We start from the raw sequence: 21,241 nt of genomic DNA on the forward strand, positions 1-21,241 counted from the left end.
CTTTACATTTGTACTGTAAATAAAAAAAAGATGAAAACAAAAAACCAATTCGTAAGTGTATTATTTTTAACCTCTTTATTCATGTTCACTGCCTGTGCACAAACAACAAAGAAACAAGATCCTATAAAAAAAACTGTCACAATGAAAAACACAATTGAAAAACCTGAAAACCCATATTACTCCAATACAGATACTGCAAAACTCAAAGTAAGTAATACCGAATGGAAAAAAGTTCTACCCGAAGATGTCTATGAAGTAACTCGTAATGCGGATACGGAAAGACCTTTCACAGGAAAATTCTGGAATACAGATGACAAGGGGACTTATTATTGTGCCGCCTGTGGCAACAAATTATTTCGTTCCGGCGCCAAATTTTCCAGCACTTGCGGCTGGCCAAGCTTTTTCGAACAAGACAATAAAAACAGTGTGGTTTATAAAACCGATAATTCACTGGGAATGGAAAGAACTGAAGCGCTCTGCGGAAGATGTGACGGTCATTTAGGTCATCTTTTTGATGACGGGCCGGAACCAACCAAAAAAAGATACTGCATGAATTCAATCGCACTGGACTTTATACCTGATACCAAATAACATGAAAAAATTATTTTTAGTGTGTATTTTAACGACCAGTAGCTTGTTTGCGCAAGGTCAAACACCAAAGCAATCCAATCTTGAATCCATTACTTTAGCCGGTGGATGTTACTGGTGTGTTGAGGCCGTTTATGAGAACCTCATTGGAGTACAATCGGTAATCTCAGGATATGCAGGCGGCAAAAATACCAATCCTACCTATGAAGATGTGTCAACTGGAAGATCGGGTTATGCGGAAGTGGTAAAAATTACCTATGACAAAAACGTAACGAATCTAGATGAGATTTTCAAAGTCTTTTTTACGGTACATGACCCAACGACACTTAACCGGCAGGGCGCCGATGTAGGAACACAATACCGCTCCGCTATTTTTTATAAAAATGAAACACAAAAAAAATCAGCACAAACGATAATCAACGCAATGAAAAAGGCCAAGATTTATGATAGTCCGGTAGTAACAACACTAGAACCGTTGACTAAATTTTACAAAGCAGAAGATTACCATCAAAATTACTACGCCAACAATAAGAACCAACCCTATTGTCAAATGGTAATTCAACCTAAAATGGAGAAATTCGAAAAGCTTTTTAAAAACCGATTGAAGAAACAAAAATAAAAGAGTAAGAATACCGTCTTGTTTGAAATAACAAGACGGTATTTTTATATCCTACTCAAAAAAAAGACACTTTACACCCCTATTTAAAATTAATGCCAGACGAAATAATTTTGCTATATTTGTTTCTAACTGACCTTCTTTAGAATCGAAACAGCTGTGTTTTTAACTAAAATAAAGGCTGTTTAGCAACCAAATTTTACACTACCAACTAATGAAAAAAATTATTCTTTTTGCTGGCTTATGCTCCTTCTCCTTTTTTGCTACTGCACAAAATTCCGTTCTTAAAGCCACGGTTGCCCAAAAAGCAGCCTCCTTAGAATCTAAAGTCAGTACCTGGCGGAGAGACTTTCACCAAAACCCTGAATTAGGCAATAGAGAATTTAAAACTGCCGAAAAAATAGCAACACATTTGCGTTCTTTGGGCATGGAAGTACAAACTGGTGTGGCCAAAACTGGCGTGGTAGGAATTTTAAAAGGCGGAAAACCCGGTCCGGTTGTAGCACTTAGGGCAGATATGGATGCCTTGCCTGTAACAGAAAGAGTCGCCATTCCTTTTGCCTCAAAAGCAATGGGAGAATACAACGGTCAGGAAGTAGGTGTCATGCATGCTTGCGGACATGATTCGCATATAGCCATGCTGATGGGAACTGCTGAAATTCTGGCCGCTATCAAAAGTGAATTAAAAGGAACGGTTAAATTCATTTTTCAACCTGCTGAGGAAGGCGCTCCCGATGGTGAAGAAGGTGGAGCTGCACTAATGGTAAAAGAAGGCGTTCTGGAAAATCCAAAAGTAGATGTGATTTTTGGCTTACACATCAGCGCAGACACCGAAGTCGGCAAAATCAATTACCGTCCAAAAGGAGCGATGGCTTCCTCAGACTGGTTCAAGATAAAAATAAAAGGAAAACAATCACACGGAGCCAGCCCATGGCAATCCGTAGATCCTATTGTTACGGCGTCCCAAATAATATTGGGATTACAAACTATTGTGAGTCGCAATGTAGATTTAACGGAGTCCGCGGCCGTGGTTAGTGTTGGAAAAATTACATCTGGCGTAAGAAGTAATATTATACCGGAAGAACTTGAAATGGCAGGAACGATTCGGACCCTAGACAAACAAGTTCAGGAAATGATCCATAATAGATTGAAACAAATTACCACCAATATTGCAGAAAGTGCCGGAGCTACTGCCGAGGTGATCATCACTAAACAAACCCTGATTACCTATAACGATCCTATATTGACTGAAAAAATGCTCCCTACATTAGAAACTGTAGCGGGGAAAAACAATGTGGTATTGACTCCTGCAGCAACTGGAGCCGAAGATTTTTCGTACTATCAAGACAAAGTTCCCGGACTTTTCTTTTTCCTGGGTGGAATGCCAAAAGGCAAAAATCCTGCCGAAACAGCCTCACATCATACCCCCGATTTTTATATCGACGAGGGTAGTTTTGTATTAGGAATGAAAGCGATGTCCGACCTAACTATAGATTATATGGAAATGAGTGCTAAAAAATAAATCAGTACCTGAATAGACAATTTTAAAAAGTTTTTAAAACTACAACCGAAAAGAAATTTTCGGTTTTTTTACACCTTTGTATGATTCAAAAAAATAATATTCAAATGGTTTATTTAAAGCAACTTAACCTGTTTTTTTTTAACGATTTTTAGTAAATTTATGTCTGCATCTTAAAAGTTGATTCTGTCAAGGAAACACTAAACATATTCAAAAGAAATCTCTAGGAAAATTGCCAACTAAAAAGCTGTAAAATGAAAGCACTTGAAACCTATTTTAAATACCAAAAAGGGCGTAGAACCTCGTCTTATAAAAAACGTCTGACTCCTATACTGTTAAAACTTTCCATGAGTTGCGGGTTGAAATCAAGAAACAGAGAGCTTTATTTGAATTGGTTGCCTTTTGTAACAAAAAAATAAGCCAAACAATTTCATCTTATGAGCCGAATACATGTGAAAAAACCATCTTAAAAGCATTAAAATCATAGTAACTTCAAAAAGAGAATTGTTGTTTAATAAAATAGATGCAACTTTACCGTACAAGACTCTTTCACACCTATTGGAGACAAATAAATACTAAATAACGCTAGGAATCATAAACTCCTTCAAGAATACTTAAAACCATATTTATATAACCATTATGAAACTAACCATCATGCTCATATTCGCATTTATCCTACTGAGTTGCGGCGGTAATTCTATCTATAAATCACAAAGTAAAAGTAAGGATTGGGCGATGCTCGACTTTGTAAAAGTAGATAGCCTAAACCCTATTTTAGAACCACAGTTACATCCTGTTTTTCAATCTCCAATAAGCAACAAAAAAGTCCACTGGGAAGAACGAAATGTTCTTAATCCATCCGCTATTGTCAAAGACGGAAAAGTATACCTCATCTACAGAGCGCAAGACAAAGACATGACATCAAGATTAGGCCTAGCTATCAGCGATGATGGACTGCACTTTAAAAAACAACCCACACCAATATTCTATCCGGACAACGACACGATGAAACAATACGAATGGAAAGGAGGTGTTGAAGATCCTAGAATTATAGAAAGCGAGAATGGGACTTACATTATGACTTACACATCCTATGATGGTAAAACTGCGCGTCTTTGTTTAGCCAGTTCAAAAGATTTAAAAACATGGACAAAACACGGTTTAGTATTAAGGGAAGAAAAATACAAAGACTTGTGGTCAAAATCCGGAGCTATAGTTTGCAAATTATACAAAGATAAAATCATAGCTACAAAAATTAAAGGCAAATACTGGATGTATTTTGGGGATACTGATTTGTATATAGCAACCTCTGAAGATCTCATCCATTGGGAAGTAGCCGAAAATAATGAAAACAAAAAAATGATTACTGTTTTACATCCCAGAATGGGATATTTTGATAGTCGTTTAGTAGAACCCGGTCCTTTTGCATTACTTCAAAAGCAAGGTATCGTGCTGATTTACAACGGAAGTAATGCCGAAAATTATAATGATTCAAGTTTACCTAAATTCACTTATGCAGCAAGCCAGGCGCTATTTGACAAAGAAAAGCCCTATAAATTAATAGACCGAATGGATAGTTATTTCCTTCATCCGGACAAGCCTTATGAAAAAACAGGCGAAGTAAATGAGGTTTGTTTTGTAGAAGGATTAGTTTACTTTAAAAAACAATGGTTCTTGTATTATGGAACGGCTGATTCAAAAATTGCCGTTGCAGTCAAAAACAGATAATACCCATCTTGTTGACATTAATTAATCAACTACTAAACTTCCTAAATAAGCCAAAAATCTGAATATTATATCCCTTTTATTTTGGGGATTAATTCTTTTTTTTTAACTTTTTCAAATTCATTGAAAGTAGAAATAAAGAACGCTATAAAAAACTGGTTAGATTTAGTGGGAAAACTTAAAGTTGGCACGGCTGCAATTCTAAGTATAAGCCACCAATGCCAATTAATAATAATTGATATTGGTGGCAATTAGTGAAGTTTATTTCAAAGCTGGAAAATCTGTAGTAAAACCTAAATTCCTATTCAGATTATTTTTGGTTTAAAATCGCTCCAATCATCAACGCACATTTCTCGCCATCAATAGCGGCAGAAATAATTCCGCCTGCATAACCTGCGCCTTCTCCACAAGGATACAGTCCTTTTATTTGAACATGTTCATAGGTCAAGGGATCTCTGGGAATACGCACCGGGGATGACGTTCTGGATTCTGGCGCATGAAGCACGGCTTCATTAGTCAAATAACCTCGCATTGATTTTCCAAATTCAGTAAATCCTTCCCGTAATATTTGCGTTAAAAAATCGGGGAAAACCTGTCCCATTTCTACCGAAGTAGTTCCGGGAACATACGATGTTTTTGGGATATCCGATGAAACTCGGTTTTGTGTAAAATCAATCATGCGTTGTGCTGGCACTTTTTGGCTTTCGCCAGCTAAATGCCAAGCGCGTTGCTCGATACTTTTTTGGAATTCCATTCCGGCCAAAGCACCAAATTTAGCAAAAGGTTTAAAATCCTCCAGTTGCAATTCGATTACAATTCCCGAATTAGCAGTAGCCTGATCCCTTTTGGATGGGGACCAACCATTAGTAACCACTTCCCCGGGACTCGTGGCGCAAGGAGCAATCACGCCGCCAGGACACATACAAAAGGAATACATTCCCCGGCCTCCTACTTGTTTCACAATAGAATACGGAGCGGGAGGTAAAAACTCCCCACGGTAATCACAACTGTACTGAATGCTGTCAATCAAAGATTGCGGATGTTCTGCCCGCACGCCCAAGGCAAAAGGTTTGACCTCGATAAAAATCTTTTTTCGGTCTAACAATTCGAAAATATCACGAGCTGAATGTCCCGTAGCCAAAATGAGTTTATTGGCAAGAATGGTGTCGCCGTTTTGAGTAACAACACCCTGAACTTCATTATTTTTTAATAAAATATCGGTCAATCGGGTTTCAAATAAAACCTGTCCACCACATTCGATGATTTTCTCTCGAATGTCCTGAATAATCTGAGGTAATTTATTTGTTCCAATATGCGGATGCGCCTCAATCAGAATATCTTCAGAGGCTCCAAAAGCGACAAACAATTCCAAGACACGCGTTACATCACCTCTTTTTTTAGAACGCGTATACAACTTCCCGTCCGAATAGGTTCCGGCACCGCCTTCGCCAAAACAATAATTGGAATCTTCATTGACGATATGATCGAGATTGATGGCTTTCAAGTCTCTTCGTCTGCCCCTAACGTCTTTTCCACGCTCGATAACTATAGGCCTTAACCCTAACTCGATCAATTGCAAAGCAGCAAAAAGTCCGGCGGGTCCGGCACCAACAATAATTACTTCTTGAGCTGAGGAAACATTTTTATACTCCGGAAGTTGTGTTTTTTGCTCTTGAAAAAGCTCTCCTTTTAAATAAATTACAACTTTAAGATTGATTTTAATGGCTTTTTGGCGGGCATCGATCGACCTCTTTAAAATAGAAACATGCTGAATCTCATTTACAGAAACGGTAATTTGTTTTGATAAATGTTTTTTTAGCAACACATCATTTGCTGCAATTTCCGGGGATACTTGTAATAAGAGTTCTTGAGGCATTTTTTTAGATTATTCGATTTTCAGATTATTTGACTTTTAAAATGTCAAAATAATCCACGTACAAAAGTAGTATTTTGTACTGACTTCTTCTTGTAGAAAACAGAATCCGTTTTCAATTTTTAAAATTGACTAGTTTTCGAATTAGAGGTTGTAACTTTGTATGCTAAAACAGTTACCCAGTTAAACCATTAACCGATTAATCTTAAGGAAAAATGTCCAGAAAAATAAAATTGATATGGGATTTCCGTGGGCCAGCTTCCGCAAAAACTGCCGAACACCATGAAATCCATTTAAAAGAATACATCGCTATTGAAAAATTGCCATTGAATATCACTGGGTTCGAAATCCAAAGCGAAATGCTTGCCATTGCTTTTATGGTGGTCACCGATGAAAACATGATTCAGGTACGAGATGCTTTGAAACCGCATCGTGGAGAATTATTTACAGTCTAAAGTCATAAAGCCGAAGGTCTAAATGTACAAAAAAATCAAAACAACGGTTGTTATCAAAATTTAAGCCTAATCATAGAACCTTACATCACTTTAAATCAAGTTTGCACTATTTTTCCTGAAGGACATATTAATAAACCCGAATAATAATTGCATTCAAAAGTAACATTTGTCCCAAAAACATCTTTATAAATAGAGGTCAGAAAATAATCAGTCTTACCGTTGCTATTTTCTTTATAATCTTCTTTATAAATGTTTTCAACAACAAATTTTCCATCTATAAATTTAAAATAAGCAACATAACCTCTCCAATTGGCACTGGAAAGGTTAGTTATTAATTTTTCTGGAATTGGATGATCTTTAAAATACCCTTCTAAAGGATTTGATTGTATGGCTAAAGTATCTTTTTCGATAATTAAATAATCCGGAACCTGACCTGTTGCAAATGAGCTGACTGATGCTAAAAAAGCAAAAAACACTTTTAAAAACTTCATAAAATTATTTTAATTCGCCACTTCGCTAATGAATTTTATTCGCATCAGACGCAATTCACAAAGATCATATTCACCGTCAAATTCCTTGAGCGCTGCTTCAATATTATCCGATTCGGATTCCATGAAATACTCGTGAATTTCTTCTTGTTGTTCATCGTCAAGCATGTCGTCAATCCAATATTTTATGTTCAGCTTGGTACCAGAATACACAATTTGTTCCATTTCTTTTATTAAAACATCCATCTTAATCCCTTTTGCGGAAGCAATATCATCGAGCGATAATTTTCTGTCAATATTCTGAATGATATAGAGTTTATTTACTGAATTGACTCCTGTCGATTTTACGACAAGATCTTCCGGACGCGTAATGTCATTTTCTACAACATAGCGGCTGATTAATTCCAGAAATTCCTTTCCATATTTTTTGGCTTTTCCTTCTCCAACCCCATGAATATTAATCAATTCTTCTTGAGAAACCGGATATTTCAAAGCCATATCTTCTAGTGATGGATCCTGAAAAACCACAAATGGTGGAACGCCAACTTTTTTCGCTACTTTTTTACGTAAATCCCGCAACATACCCATCAGAACTTCATCTGCAACTCCGGTAGATTTTGATGCGGTTACAATAGCCTCATCGACTGACTCATTGTATTGATGATCTTCCGACATCATAAAGGATTTTGGTTTTTTTATAAAATCCAGTCCTTTGCCGGTAATTTTAACAATGCCATAGGTTTCTATATCTTTTGATAAATAGCCAGCTACCAAAACCTGTCGCAGCAAGGCCATCCAATATTTTTCATCGTGTTTTGAACCGCATCCAAAAAAAGACTGCGCATCCGTTCTATGCGCCTTGATCACTGCATTGACACGACCAATCAAGGTAAAAACAACTTCTTTTGATTTGTATAAATGTTTGGTATCACGCACCACTTCCAGCAGTTGTACTACTTCCGCTTTAGCTTCTGTTTTTGTTTTTGGATTTCTAACGTTGTCATCCATATCTGCTCCTTCGCCCGTGACATCGTCAAATTCTTCTCCAAAGTAATGCAACAGAAACTTTCTTCTGGACATCGAAGTTTCGGCGTAAGCCACAACCTCCTGTAATAAAGCAAATCCAATTTCCTGTTCTGCAACGGGTTTCCCGGACATAAATTTTTCTAATTTCTCGACATCTTTATAGGAGTAATATGCCAAGCAATGGCCTTCACCACCATCTCGACCGGCACGTCCTGTTTCCTGATAGTAGCTTTCTAATGATTTAGGAATATCATGGTGAATTACAAAACGCACATCCGGCTTGTCTATTCCCATCCCAAAAGCGATGGTGGCCACTACGACATCGACATCCTCCATAAGGAACATGTCCTGATGTTTTGCACGGGTTTTAGCATCTAATCCCGCATGATATGGCACGGCACTTATCCCGTTGACTTGCAACACCTCGGCAATAGCCTCGACTTTTTTACGGCTCAGGCAATAAATAATACCCGATTTGCCTTTATGCTGTTTGATGAACCGAATAATATCCGATTCAATATTTTTTGTTTTAGTACGGACTTCATAATACAAATTGGGTCTATTGAAGGATGCCTTAAAAGTGGTAGCATCACACATATCCAAGTTTTTGAGAATGTCTTCCTGTACTTTAGGAGTAGCAGTAGCCGTTAGTCCTATAATAGATAAATCACCCAGTTGTTTTATGATGTGTTTCAGGTTCCGGTATTCTGGTCTAAAATCATGTCCCCACTCTGAGATACAATGAGCCTCATCTATGGCTACGAAAGAAATGGGTACGGTTTTTAGAAAATTGACATATTCTTCCTTTGTCAACGATTCCGGCGCAACGTACAAAAGCTTAGTCAATCCAGAGGTAATATCCTTTTTTACTTGCGCAATTTCAGTTTTGGTCAGGGAGGAATTTAAAACATGAGCAATCCCGTTTTCTGAGGATAAACTTCGAATGGCATCAACTTGATTTTTCATCAAAGCGATTAAAGGCGATACTACTATTGCAGTTCCTTCCTGAATTAAAGCTGGCAGCTGGTAGCAAAGTGATTTTCCCCCACCAGTTGGCATTATCACAAAAGTGTTCTGCTTATTCAACAGACTTTTTATGACTTGTTCTTGCAATCCCTTAAATTGGCTGAAGCCAAAATATTTCTTTAATTCTTTGTGTATTTCAATTTCGTTTGAATTCATTCTTTATTATGTGGTATTTTGTATAAATTTGCATCATCTAAAGGTACAAATTTCTTTTACACACACAAATTTTAATTATTCAGTTTTGATAACTACAGAAAATATATTGGCCAGTGCCAAAAAAACTATTTTATCGGAAAGCCAATCCATTGCAAAACTCGCTGATTTTCTGGATGAAAACTTTATTAGTGCCACACAAAGCATCTATAATACTGCCGGAAGACTAGTAGTAACAGGGATAGGAAAAAGCGCTATTATTGCCCAAAAAATGGTGGCTACTTTTAACTCTACCGGAACTCCGTCGTTGTTTCTTCATGCCTCCGAAGCCATTCATGGTGATTTAGGAATGATACAAAATGACGATGTGATTATTTGTATTTCGAAAAGCGGCAACAGTCCGGAGATAAAAGTACTGGTTCCGTTATTGAAGCGTTTTGGCAATACCTTGATTGCCATTACTGGAAATACGTTCTCTTTTCTTGCCAAAGGATCTGATTTTGTATTGAATACTACCGTCACCTCCGAAGCTTGTCCAAACAATCTTGCCCCTACAAACAGCACTACCGCACAACTTGTCATGGGGGATGCACTTGCGGTTTGCCTGATGGAAATGCGCGATTTCAAACCGGAAGATTTTGCAGTCTACCATCCTGGGGGCGCATTAGGAAAAAAATTATTGCTCAAAGTGAAAGATATGTTAGAACACAGTCTCAAACCGATGGTTACTCCGGATGCTTCAATTAAGAAAGTTATTTTCGAAATTTCAGAAAAGCGTCTTGGCGTCACTGCAGTTGTAGATCAGCATAAGGTAATCGGAATCATTACGGACGGAGATATAAGAAGAATGCTCAATGAACGAGATAATTTCACTGATTTAACCGCAAAAGATATTATGACAAAAAACCCAAAAATGACTTCTTCGGAAGCTATGGTAGTTGAGGCATTCAACATAATGGAAGATTTTTCTATCACCCAATTAGTAGTGGTTGATCATGGCGAATACAAAGGAGTTTTACATATACACGACATTTTAAAAGAAGGAATACTATAATGGCAAAGAAAAACTTAAACGAAATGTCCTTTTTAGATCATCTTGAAGAATTAAGATGGTTATTAGTTCGAAGTACTGTGGCTATATTAATCCTGGCCACTGTTACATTTTTTATCAGTGACTATATTTTTGACGTTATCATCTTTGGACCAACCAATCCAAATTTTATTACCTACCGTGCTTTTTGTGATTTATCACATTATTTGGGTTTTGCTGATAGTATTTGCGTAACCGAAATGGCTTTTATCATTCAAAACACCAATATGGAAGGACAGATCAATGTATTGATCTGGACCTGTATCACCGCCGGTTTTATATTGGGATTTCCTTTTGTATTATGGGAAATCTGGAAATTTATAAGCCCAGCATTGTATGAAACCGAAAAAAAACACGCAAAGCTTTTTGTGATCACCTCCTCCTTGCTCTTTTTCATGGGTGTCCTTTTTGGTTATTTCGTAATTGTCCCCATGTCGATGAACTTTTTTGCTACATTTACCATAAGTGATGTAGTAAAAAATCAGTTTAGCGTTGATTCCTACATTGGGATGGTAAAAACCAGTGTTATCGCTTGCGGATTGTTTTTTGAATTACCAATAATTATCTATTTCCTGACTAAATTAGGCTTGGTAACCCCTGAATTTTTGAGGAAATACTGGAAATATGCCGTAGTCATCATCCTTATAGTAGCGGCAATTGTAACGCCTCCGGATGTGGTGAGTCAAATAATTGTAACCATCCCGATGTTGTTAATCTATGAAGCAAGTATCTTAATATCGAAAATAGTTGTAAAAAATCAAAAAAAAGCAAATGGCTGATATCATAAATGAATTCAACGAGTACCGTTCGAAAATGAACGAAAAATTATTGGCAGACAATAATAAAATTGTAAAGCGAATTTTTAATTTGGATACCAATGCGTATGCTCCAGGCGCTTTGGATGTAAAAACAAAAGAGCTTTTAGGCCTTGTTGCTTCAGCCGTTTTACGCTGCGATGATTGCGTAAAATACCATTTGGAGACGAGCTTCAAAGAAGGTGTCACCAAAGAAGAAATGATGGAGGCGATGGGAATTGCTACACTTGTTGGCGGAACTATTGTTGTGCCTCATTTGCGCAGAGCCTATGAGTTCTGGGAAGCACTGGAGGAAACCGCAACAAAATAATTTGTTAAGAAGTTCTATCGTTTAATTGTTTATTCGTTTATTTGACGATTAAACAATTAAACTATTGATGCGTTAAACGATTAAACCAAAAAAAATGAAATTACGTGCCGAAAATCTAATCAAAACCTACAAAGGACGCAGTGTTGTCAAAGGCATTTCGGTAGAGGTAAATCAAGGCGAAATCGTTGGACTCTTGGGGCCTAACGGTGCCGGAAAGACAACTTCATTTTACATGATTGTGGGATTAGTAAAACCCAATTCCGGAAATATATTCCTAGATGATTTGAACATCACAGATTACCCGATGTATAAAAGGGCACAGCAGGGAATTGGTTATTTAGCTCAAGAAGCTTCCGTTTTTAGAAAATTAAGCATCGAAGACAATATATTAAGTGTTTTGCAATTGACAAAATTATCCAAAGCGGAACAAGAAGCAAAAATGGAAAGTTTAATTGATGAGTTTAGTTTAGAACACATTAGAACCAATCGTGGGGATTTACTTTCCGGCGGTGAACGCCGCAGAACTGAAATAGCCCGTTGTCTGGCTACAGATCCAAAATTCATTTTATTAGATGAACCATTTGCCGGTGTCGATCCTGTTGCCGTTGAAGACATTCAGCGAATTGTAGCACAATTAAAAAATAAAAATATCGGAATTCTTATTACAGATCACAACGTTCAGGAGACCTTAGCCATCACTGATAAAACCTACCTGATGTTTGAAGGTGGCATCCTTAAAGCCGGAATTCCAGAAGAATTAGTTGAGGATGAAATGGTACGTCGTGTGTATCTGGGGCAAAATTTCGAGTTACGAAAAAGAAAGTTGGAGTTTTAAAAGAGTGCTTCGTTTTTAGTGTTCCTATTTGAGAATGGAAAATCAAAAATCAAAAAAATGAAAAATCAAGATAAACCAAGTCAAGAAACATTAGAAAGATGGAGTAAAGACCCCGACAACTGGATCTTGGGCCTGTTTTATTATAACAAAAAAGACAAACGCATTTTGCCCCCTAAAAAAATTGCTTGGATGGGAAACACCATAAACTTTGCTAGTCCAAAATCGGTACTTTTTATGATTGGAGCCTTATCATTTTTTGTATTTGTAGTCCTTTCCATAGTGAAAAATAAATAATTATTCCACAGTAATAAACCGCAACTGCTCCAAATCTCCATTGTAAATATTGACATCTACATTGCCATTTATTCCTGGAACAGAAGCTTTCTCCGTAAATTGCCAAAACAACCAGTCTTTGGCTATTTCCTCCCTGTAAAAATTATAATTGGCTATCCAAAAAAGATAATCGCCGAATTCCTCTTTCAAAAAATCATCGTAATAGCGCTCGCCGGTATAGATAATAGGCCTCACCCCGTAATGGGATTCTACAGCATTTAACCACCTTTTCAAGCCTAATTTAAGATTTTCAATCGACTGGTTTTTAGGTAATTTTTCAATATCCAAAACTGGCGGTAAATCTCCCTTTTGAAGGGTGACGGTTTTGATAAAAAGTTGGGCTTGTTCAATTGAATTTTCGTTAGGACGATAATAATGATAGGCGCCTCTAATCATTTTATTTTCTTTGGCACCCAGCCAGTTCCGCTCAAAATTTCGGTCTTTCCGGTCTTTCCCAACCGTAGCGCGAATAAACACAAAATGTAGTGGATATTTATTTTCTAAAGTATCCACATAAGTCCATCTGATTTTACCTTGGTATTCTGAAACATCTAAACCGATACTTTTTCTTTCGTGTTTTTCTAAAACCTGAAAATTTCGAACATCAGAAATGCGCTTGGCTTCAGTTTCTTCTTGTAGAATTTTATCCGATTTAAAACTAAAATAATACGCTAAACCATCTCTATAATGATATCCAACAGCAGCCATCAGTGCTACTAAAAGAGTACCAATAGAATAGCGTAAAAACTTTCCGGAGAAAACAGTTGCTTTCTTCTTATGTTTACGGACAAGGGTAGTTTTTCTTCGTACGGTTTGTTTTCTCATTCAAAAATTACTTTTTGACTACTTTATTATTCAAAACCGACAGTAAAACATAAAACAGTATCAGTAATGGAATTCCTAAATAGCGAAAGAAAACCAACAATAGAAAAGCACAGATCAAAAAGACAATTTGAAGGGTGTTTTCTTTGAAACTGAACTTCTTGATTTTCAGAGAAAATAACGGAATTTCCGCATTTAGCATAAAGGCGCTCAATACGGTTAGCACTAATAAAAACCATGGGTTGGTCAATAGTTCAACAATAAATATAGAATCGGTATATTTCAAAACCAACGGCAGACTCAGAATAAACAGTGCATTGGCAGGCGTTGGCAAACCAATAAAAGAATCTGTTTGACGGGTATCGATATTAAAATTAGCCAAACGATAACAAGAGCCCAACGCAATTACAAAACCCAAATAAGGGAAAAACTGCAAATAACCTGCTGGTGCTGTTGTTGCATGACTAATCATCATTTGAAACATCACTAAACCCGGGACAACTCCGCTGGTCACCATATCTGCCAAAGAATCCAACTGCAAGCCAAGCGGACTTGACACCCTGAATAATCGGGCAAAAAAACCATCAAAAAAGTCCAAAAATATACCCAGACAAACAAAATAAAAGGCCATTTCAAAATCTTTATTAAAAGCAAATACCAGCGCAATGCACCCACAAAAAAGATTCAGTAACGTAATTAAATTCGGGATATGCTTTTTAATAGTCATCATAATAAAGTTTAAGTACACAAAGATGGCAAATTTAACATAATAAGTGAATGAAAAGTACGTTTTGTAATAGAGATTTAAACCGCTACAGCCAAGTAGCTTTTTAAGGACTCAAAACTCTGAAAGGGGCATTTCTAAATTATGTACAAATAATTCAAACAACAGCTGTAAAAAAGGTATTCTTCCTTTTGTAATTTACTATGATTCTAAAAAAATGAATAAAAACAAACTTTTCAAGTACTATCCGCGTATTAGTTTAATTCTTTACGACCATTGTTACCTATAATTTTTTCAGCTCAAGGAACTAGAAGATCCAATAAATTCAGGACTAATCCACACTAAATTGATCCGCAATACTAAATTCAACAGCAAAATGAAATATCCTCAGTAAAAAATTATATTTTTGATGAAAATTAAACAGACTTTTAGTTCGTAAAAATGATGCCCTTAAAAAAAAGCTTTTTAGTAGCAATCCTCTTGGCAAGTACCCTCACGTATGGCCAAGCGGTTAGAAAATACTCCAATGAATTCATGAATATCGGGGTTGATGCGGCTGCATTGGGCATGTCAAATACTGTCGTGGCTTCAACCAGAGATGTCAATTCAGGATATTGGAATCCCGCTGGCCTGATTCATCTGGAAGACCATCAGGTTTCAGTAATGCATGCTAATTATTTTGCAAATATTGCCCAATACGATTACTTGGCCTACGCCAGCCCAATTGATGATCACAGTGCTTGGGGCATTTCATTAATACGTTTTGGAGTTGATGATATATTAAACACCACTGAATTAATCGATAGTCAGGGTAATATTGACTACAACCGAATCAGTCTTTTCTCTACGGCTGATTATGGATTTACCTTTTCCTATGCCAGAAAACTACCCGTTCCCGGATTTCAATATGGTATAAGCGCTAAAGTGATTCGCCGAATCATCGGGAAATTTGCTAATTCTTGGGGATTTGGTTTTGATGCCGGAATCCAATTCGAAAAAAACAACTGGCAATTTGGGCTAATGCTCCGCGACATTACAACGACGTATAACGTGTGGAATATTGACGAAGACGAATATAAAAAAATTGCTGGTGCCATTCCTGAAGAAAACCAAAAATTACCGGAAAGCACTGAAATTACTGCCCCAAAAGCACAATTGGGTATTACTAAAAGGTTCATCATTCGGTATGATTACAGCATTCAGGCTGCAGCCAATGTGAATATGCGCTTTGCCAGAACCAATGATTTAATTGCAACTAATTTTATAAGTATTGATCCCGCTTTAGGACTGGAATTTGGCTACACTGATTTGGTCTTCGTTCGTGCCGGAGTGGGTAATTTTCAAAATGTACAGCAATTAGACCAGACGAAAAGAGTAGGTTTCCAACCTAATATTGGCTTGGGATTTAAATACAAAGGCATTCAGATTGACTATGCATTGACCGATTTAGGCAATCAAAGTACCGCTTTATACTCAAATATTTTTTCAGTGAAAGTAGATTTGGGAATGTTCAGAAATTAATTTAACAGAACCTTTATAATCAAATAATGCTGTGGATTATGATTCCATTTTTTAAAAGTTCACGATACGTTAGAAAACATGAATTCTGATTTTAACCACCAAACTTTCTGCTTCATTTTTGTTTCTTTGAGTATCTTTGGAAAACAAATACAATCAATGCGGACGCAAATTTATTTTTTAAATACATAAGCGCCCTATTACCCTTTAAAAGCTAACGAATGCAAACCTCTTCTTTCAAAAAAATAATTTTCTTCCTGTTTTTATTTTTAACGGCACCGTGTAGTTTTGGACAAAACATCCAATTATCAAAAAACACGAAGGTCAGTGTACTAACCTGTGGAACAGGCAATGAATCGTATTCTCTTTTTGGCCACACGGCAATTCGCGTTCAGGATACAATAAATGCAATTGATGTGGTATATAATTATGGAGCTTTTGATTTTAACACCCCTAATTTCGTGATGAAATTTATAAAAGGAGACCTACAGTATTTTGCTGTAGCAAATTCCTATCCAAATTTCATCAATCAATATCAGTACGAAAGAAGATCTGTTTATGAGCAGGAGCTGAATATTCCTAAACATTTAAAACAAAAACTGTTTGACAACCTCAATACATCCTTAGCATCAGGAGAAAGTTATTACACCTATAAGTTTATCGATAAAAACTGCACCTCGATGGTTGTTGCCATTATCAACAAAACACTAGACACAACCGCTATTGTAAAAAATGCTGATACTGACCTCACCTACAGAACTATTTTGTGTCCGTATTTTGACGGTCATTTTTATGAGAAACTAGGAACAAGTATCATTTTTGGAAAAAAAGTAGATCAATTAGGCACGCAATTATTTCTTCCCTTTGAATTGCAAAAAAGCCTAAAAAAAGTTTTTTTTCAAAACCGACCGCTGGCACCGGAAAACAAAACCATAATCGAATTCAAAAATGAAGTTCCCTTCTCTTGGTGGAACAATCCGTATACCTATTTTTTACTGCTTGCTCTAATCATTTTTATAAACAAAAAGGGTATCAATTTGTTGTACCTTATTCTAATGGCAACAATAGGACTATTCTTTACGTTTATTGGGTTTTATTCAGATCATCTTGAGCTGGGTTACAACTACAATATTTTGTTGTTTAACCCAACCTTAATAGGGTTATTGTATTTTTATTGGAAAAAGAGCCAAAAAGGGATCTATAATTTGGTTTTATTTAATCTGCTCTCGGTTGTACTCTATTTCTTTTTGATAATCAACAAAGCACATTTAGTAATAGTTTTACCCTTAATGGTAACCAGCGGAATTATTTTAGTGCGACTGGCCATCCAAAATAAAAAAAGAATTCCTACACTTCTGTAATACTCTCATTTACGCATACTTGAATTACTCTAAACAAACGTTAAATAATTTTTAACTGCCAATTTAATGGCTGATTAAAAGGCTTTTATAAGAATAAAAAAAGAATGCTTTTTTTGAGTTATTACATAATATTTTTCTGATTATACTAATTGAATTGATTTTATTTAACAAATAAACCCGCTTAAGGGACTTCAAAAAATACTTTTAGCTACCGAAATCGTATAATTAACATACTGCCTTGTAAGGTATTGTTTAGCATCCATCATTTGTTAAAGGGTAATGATAGCAAAAATTTTCGATAACAGCCTCACTAAATAAAAAACTAAAATATAAACTATTCTACAATAAAACAGCTTCTCTTATTTACTTAGTAAAATTGGAGCTAATTGAGCTAAAAATATCTTATTTCAAAAATAGTGTCCAAATTAGATATAGGCACCACTATTTTGTTATTAAAATACTATTACCTAATTAACTGTAAAAAAAACATCCAGTGTAAGTGGATATTTTTTAAAGGTTGAGTTTGTGCCAAAGTATTTATTTTTTTATAAACTTAACTTGTAGGCTCTTATCTTGACTAATAAACTTGACGATATAGACCCCTGGTTTCAGGTTTCCTACCTTTACATTATTTTCTTCTTCGTAATTAATACTTCGAATTAATCTACCTGAGATGTCATAAATAACAACTTCTAATGGAGAGAAGAAATCTGGTAAATCGAAGGATAAATTTTCTTGCACTGGATTAGGATAGACTCTAATCATACTATTTCTACCGTAATCCTTAGTAGCCAAGGTCAAATCATCCAAACCGCTTGCAATCAATGTATAATCTTGAACACCAGCTAATAAATTCCCTTTGTTAGTAACCTGAATAGTATATTTACCAGCAGCAGCGTTAAGAATTGATACTTTTTCAATATTATCAACATTATTGTCAGAATCTTGAGTTGCCGCGCTATTCATCGAAGTAGGAATCAATTTCCATGGATAGTATACCCTGCCGGACTCATCAATAATCTTAAGATCAAGATTATTCACCAGATTCGTATTTCTATTATCCTCAACTACAGGAGTGACGACGGAACCAAATTTAACTGGATCAGTCCATGCAATAGAAACATTTAAAGCTCTAGGGGATGAAATAGAAATCTGTCTTGTAAAAACTACTTGATCCGTTAAAGTATTTTCTAAAACTAGTGAGGTCTTCCCTTTTGAACTAATTAATTTAGCAGCTTCTTCTCCATTAGCTAAGCCCCACCCGTACTCATAATCTGGGCCTATTGACAAACCTGCTTCATCTGCAGTATGGCAAAGCAAGCCACGAGCTGTTGCAGCTTTCATAAATGAAGCATTCAAATTGTTATAATGCTGCTGCAGTAAAACAATTAAGCCTGTGATTGCTGGAGCTGCCATTGAAGTACCACTTAACGTCTCATAGGTATTATCATTAGGTCCATTACAAGAATATACCCCTACACCTTTTGCACTGATATCTGGTTTAATTCTTCCGTCATCGGCAGGTCCATAATTACTAAACGAACTCATTGTTATGCTTCCTGGGCCTGTATAATTAGAAACCGAATTAACCGCCGCAACTACAATCGCATTTTTAGATACTGCACTTCCTGTAAGCATATCAAAACCACCTTTAGCATTTATTTGTGAATGAGTGCTATTTCTTGAGTTACCCGCAGCTACAACTATTTGATAATACGGAAACACCTCTGAAATTTTATCAAAGTCGGATGAGGTCTGATCATAATAACCAAATCTCGCGTTAGGAAAAGAATTAGAAATACCATACCCATATGAATGGTTTGATACTAAATACCCTTCGCCTGCGAAACTCGCCATTTCCTCAACATCACTATCCCAATAATACGTTTTTGCTTTCGCTTGATATGCGAACCCTCTCGCTTTAGGCACCACTCCTATTCCCACTATGGTTCCAGTAACGTGGGTAGAATGGGCACTAGGAGATATTGCTCCATCACCAAAAGATATCTTTGAACCAGCCAACTCCTGATGAGTCTCACGGACTTTACCTCCATCCCAAACACCAGCAGTTATTCCGATACCAGTCAAATTAAGACCTAAAACACCATTTGGGTGCAATGAATTTGCACGAATGGTAACAACAGAAGCATCATTTTCTATTGTGTAAAAAAAAGGTAATCCATCATAAATACGCTGAAGTGAATTCGTTTCAGAATCTAACAATCTGTATAGAAGCTTATAACTTTGAATTTTACTTTTTTGCTCCTTTTGGGCTTCTGCTAATTTAAGAACAAAACTATTAATTTTTTCATTGTCATAGGTCTGCATCATTATCTTTCGTTCTTGTACGGTCTGCGCAATAGAAAATTGAAAAATTAGTATATAAAATAAAATTTTTTTCATTTATAAAAAATTAAGAATTAATTTCAATAAACTACTATATAAAAACACTTTAAACAAAAAACCTCCCAAATGGTTAAATAGGGAGGTTTTTTAAAATGTTAATGTTTAATAATTAGTAACCAGGATTTTGCTGTAAATTACTATTCAAATCTATTTGAGATTGCGGAATAGGAAGTTGCCATTTAAAATTACCTGCAGGAATAGTTAATGCAGAAGTTTCTACTTTTGTACCAGCACCGCTAGCATAATCTCCTTCAACAGAATTTCTAACCATTCCCAAACCTAGTCTTTTTAATGTAAAGAAACGGTCCATTTCGAAAGCAAGCTCTAATCTTCGTTCAAGTAAAATAGCATTTAGTAAGGTAGCTCCAGTCTCATTACCTGAAACAAAAGAAGAATATCTCTGAGATCTTACTGCATCAAGAAATGCTAAACCTCCACCATTGATTCTATACTGAGCCTCAGCCATGTTCAAATACACTTCTTCTACACGTAATACTTTTATATCAACTATAGCCGGGTTACCTGTCAAACGACTAAGGTACTTAATAACATGATTATAAGGAATACTATTGAACGGACTAGTAACAATGTATGCTGATTTTCTAATATCAGTCGTTTGAAATAAATCTGAAAAGCTCTTAGGTACAACATATTCAGAACGAATACCACTTGCTACTGTTTGATTGTATACAACTCCAGGCGTAACACCATCAACTTGATCTATCCTAAGTTTAAATAAAACACCAGGGGCTTTTATATCTGTATCCTTCCATAGATTAACAAAATCCGTTCTAGGACAAACTGCATTACCTGCAATAGCAAGATTTCCATATTGAATAACCTTTGAGAAATCTCCTAAATAAAGATACACACGAGATAATAAAGCATAAACAGCAGCCTTTGACGCCTTTCCTGAGGCAACGGTATTAGTTGTGCCAATTTTGTCAGCAGCAATAAGCAAATCATCTACTACTTTCTTGTAAGTATCTTGAACAGTCGGCCTTGTTGGTTTAGAAAAAGGGGCAACAACATCTAGATAATACATACCTAAAGAGGCGTTAGCGTCAGCTGCTTGAGTAGGGATTTTAGAATAAATTCTTACCATATCAAAATTATTTATTGCTCTAATAAAACGAGCTTGCCCTTCGATGTTATCTCTAGCAGCATTTTGAGGTATAATTTCAATATTTTCTATAATCCTAGTAGCAGTTTCTGCGGCTCTGTATGCACTGATATAATAGTTAAAATGAGAACTATTAGGCACTGAAAGCAATCTAAAACCATTAGCATTAGACTGACGCCCTTCTATTTTAAGAATTAGATTATCTGTCATTACTTCAGAGTCAATAACAAACTCAGTACCATAACCACCGTCACCTCCATTTTTAATCATGTAGGAGTACGCTCCAGTTAACATATTCTCAAAATCGGTCGAATTACGTAAAACAATGGACTCACTGATCGCATTGTAAGGTGCGAATGTGATATCTTCATCATCGCAAGAATTTAATGCGAAAGATAAAGCAACAAGATATATTATTTTTTTCATAATTTTTTT

20 protein-coding genes are annotated in these 21,241 nt (G+C 36.1%); 13 read left to right on the forward strand and 7 right to left on the reverse strand.

Features of this window, described 5'->3' with window-relative positions; genetic code table 11:
• The first annotated feature begins 30 nt into the window (after window positions 1-30).
• The 5 genes from msrB to EKL99_RS04605 all read left to right on the forward strand — a co-directional run bounded on the left by msrB (window position 31) and on the right by EKL99_RS04605 (window position 4,451).
• Window positions 31-591, forward strand: coding sequence for a peptide-methionine (R)-S-oxide reductase MsrB (gene msrB / locus EKL99_RS04590; protein WP_126555145.1), 561 nt, complete (start codon window positions 31-33; stop codon window positions 589-591).
• Between the two features lies 1 nt (window position 592).
• Window positions 593-1,207 carry a peptide-methionine (S)-S-oxide reductase MsrA gene (gene msrA, locus EKL99_RS04595; RefSeq protein ID WP_126555148.1) on the forward strand — a complete coding sequence of 205 codons (615 nt, stop codon included), beginning with the start codon at window positions 593-595 and terminating at the stop codon, window positions 1,205-1,207.
• A 211-nt stretch (window positions 1,208-1,418) separates the two neighbouring features.
• Entirely contained in the window at window positions 1,419-2,726 is a 1,308-nt protein-coding gene (locus EKL99_RS04600; protein ID WP_126555151.1) for an amidohydrolase, read from the forward strand.
• Between the two features lie 251 nt (window positions 2,727-2,977).
• The gene (locus EKL99_RS14410) at window positions 2,978-3,142 is read left to right on the forward strand and encodes a hypothetical protein (protein WP_156063255.1); all 165 of its coding nucleotides are present in this window, start codon (window positions 2,978-2,980) and stop codon (window positions 3,140-3,142) included.
• Between the two features lie 220 nt (window positions 3,143-3,362).
• Window positions 3,363-4,451, forward strand: a complete 1,089-nt coding sequence (locus EKL99_RS04605; RefSeq protein ID WP_126462068.1) for a glycoside hydrolase family 130 protein — start codon at window positions 3,363-3,365, stop codon at window positions 4,449-4,451.
• A gap of 307 nt (window positions 4,452-4,758) precedes the next feature.
• Here the strand turns inward: EKL99_RS04605 and EKL99_RS04610 are convergent, their stop codons facing one another.
• Window positions 4,759-6,324 (reverse strand): NAD(P)/FAD-dependent oxidoreductase, encoded by a 1,566-nt coding sequence (locus tag EKL99_RS04610; RefSeq protein WP_126576484.1) that lies wholly within the window; start codon window positions 6,322-6,324, stop codon window positions 4,759-4,761.
• 212 nt (window positions 6,325-6,536) lie between these two features.
• Here EKL99_RS04610 and EKL99_RS04615 point away from each other — a divergent pair, with 212 nt between their 5' ends.
• Entirely contained in the window at window positions 6,537-6,776 is a 240-nt protein-coding gene (locus tag EKL99_RS04615; protein WP_126462062.1) for a hypothetical protein, read from the forward strand.
• Window positions 6,777-6,871: 95 nt separating this feature from the next.
• Here the strand turns inward: EKL99_RS04615 and EKL99_RS04620 are convergent, their stop codons facing one another.
• Window positions 6,872-7,267, reverse strand: coding sequence for a hypothetical protein (locus tag EKL99_RS04620; RefSeq protein ID WP_126562241.1), 396 nt, complete (start codon window positions 7,265-7,267; stop codon window positions 6,872-6,874).
• Between the two features lie 9 nt (window positions 7,268-7,276).
• Entirely contained in the window at window positions 7,277-9,472 is a 2,196-nt protein-coding gene (locus tag EKL99_RS04625) for an ATP-dependent DNA helicase RecQ (RefSeq protein WP_126555163.1), read from the reverse strand.
• Between the two features lie 85 nt (window positions 9,473-9,557).
• Between EKL99_RS04625 and EKL99_RS04630 the strand changes: the two genes are divergently transcribed.
• The 5 genes from EKL99_RS04630 (at window position 9,558) to EKL99_RS04650 (ending at window position 12,813) form a co-directional block, all read left to right on the forward strand.
• Entirely contained in the window at window positions 9,558-10,523 is a 966-nt protein-coding gene (locus tag EKL99_RS04630; RefSeq protein ID WP_197037210.1) for an SIS domain-containing protein, read from the forward strand.
• Complete coding sequence (gene tatC, locus EKL99_RS04635) at window positions 10,523-11,338, forward strand: twin-arginine translocase subunit TatC (protein WP_126576485.1); 816 nt, start codon at window positions 10,523-10,525, stop codon at window positions 11,336-11,338. Before EKL99_RS04630 ends, tatC begins: the two co-directional genes overlap by 1 nt.
• The gene (locus EKL99_RS04640) at window positions 11,331-11,684 is read left to right on the forward strand and encodes a carboxymuconolactone decarboxylase family protein (RefSeq protein ID WP_126453460.1); all 354 of its coding nucleotides are present in this window, start codon (window positions 11,331-11,333) and stop codon (window positions 11,682-11,684) included. Before tatC ends, EKL99_RS04640 begins: the two co-directional genes overlap by 8 nt.
• 94 nt (window positions 11,685-11,778) lie before the next feature.
• The gene (lptB, locus tag EKL99_RS04645) at window positions 11,779-12,519 is read left to right on the forward strand and encodes an LPS export ABC transporter ATP-binding protein (protein WP_126453458.1); all 741 of its coding nucleotides are present in this window, start codon (window positions 11,779-11,781) and stop codon (window positions 12,517-12,519) included.
• A 57-nt stretch (window positions 12,520-12,576) separates the two neighbouring features.
• Window positions 12,577-12,813, forward strand: coding sequence for a DUF5808 domain-containing protein (locus EKL99_RS04650; protein ID WP_126555169.1), 237 nt, complete (start codon window positions 12,577-12,579; stop codon window positions 12,811-12,813).
• On the opposite strand, the gene EKL99_RS04655 is transcribed toward EKL99_RS04650, so the two are convergent.
• Entirely contained in the window at window positions 12,814-13,677 is an 864-nt protein-coding gene (locus EKL99_RS04655; RefSeq protein WP_126555172.1) for a glycoside hydrolase family 25 protein, read from the reverse strand. It lies immediately after the preceding gene.
• Window positions 13,678-13,684: 7 nt separating this feature from the next.
• Window positions 13,685-14,401, reverse strand: a complete 717-nt coding sequence (locus EKL99_RS04660; protein WP_126555203.1) for a phosphatidylcholine/phosphatidylserine synthase — start codon at window positions 14,399-14,401, stop codon at window positions 13,685-13,687.
• A gap of 531 nt (window positions 14,402-14,932) precedes the next feature.
• Here EKL99_RS04660 and EKL99_RS04665 point away from each other — a divergent pair.
• Window positions 14,933-15,919 (forward strand): PorV/PorQ family protein, encoded by a 987-nt coding sequence (locus EKL99_RS04665; protein ID WP_126576540.1) that lies wholly within the window; start codon window positions 14,933-14,935, stop codon window positions 15,917-15,919.
• Between the two features lie 218 nt (window positions 15,920-16,137).
• Complete coding sequence (locus tag EKL99_RS04670; protein WP_126555175.1) at window positions 16,138-17,277, forward strand: DUF4105 domain-containing protein; 1,140 nt, start codon at window positions 16,138-16,140, stop codon at window positions 17,275-17,277.
• Between the two features lie 537 nt (window positions 17,278-17,814).
• On the opposite strand, the gene EKL99_RS04675 is transcribed toward EKL99_RS04670, so the two are convergent.
• Window positions 17,815-19,680 (reverse strand): S8 family serine peptidase, encoded by a 1,866-nt coding sequence (locus EKL99_RS04675; RefSeq protein WP_126555178.1) that lies wholly within the window; start codon window positions 19,678-19,680, stop codon window positions 17,815-17,817.
• Between the two features lie 112 nt (window positions 19,681-19,792).
• Complete coding sequence (locus tag EKL99_RS04680) at window positions 19,793-21,232, reverse strand: RagB/SusD family nutrient uptake outer membrane protein (RefSeq protein WP_126555181.1); 1,440 nt, start codon at window positions 21,230-21,232, stop codon at window positions 19,793-19,795.
• Between the last annotated feature and the right edge of the window lie 9 nt (window positions 21,233-21,241).

The sequence above is a fragment of the Flavobacterium sp. ZB4P23 genome, assembly GCF_003970375.1.
Taxonomy (GTDB): Bacteria; Bacteroidota; Bacteroidia; order Flavobacteriales; family Flavobacteriaceae; genus Flavobacterium.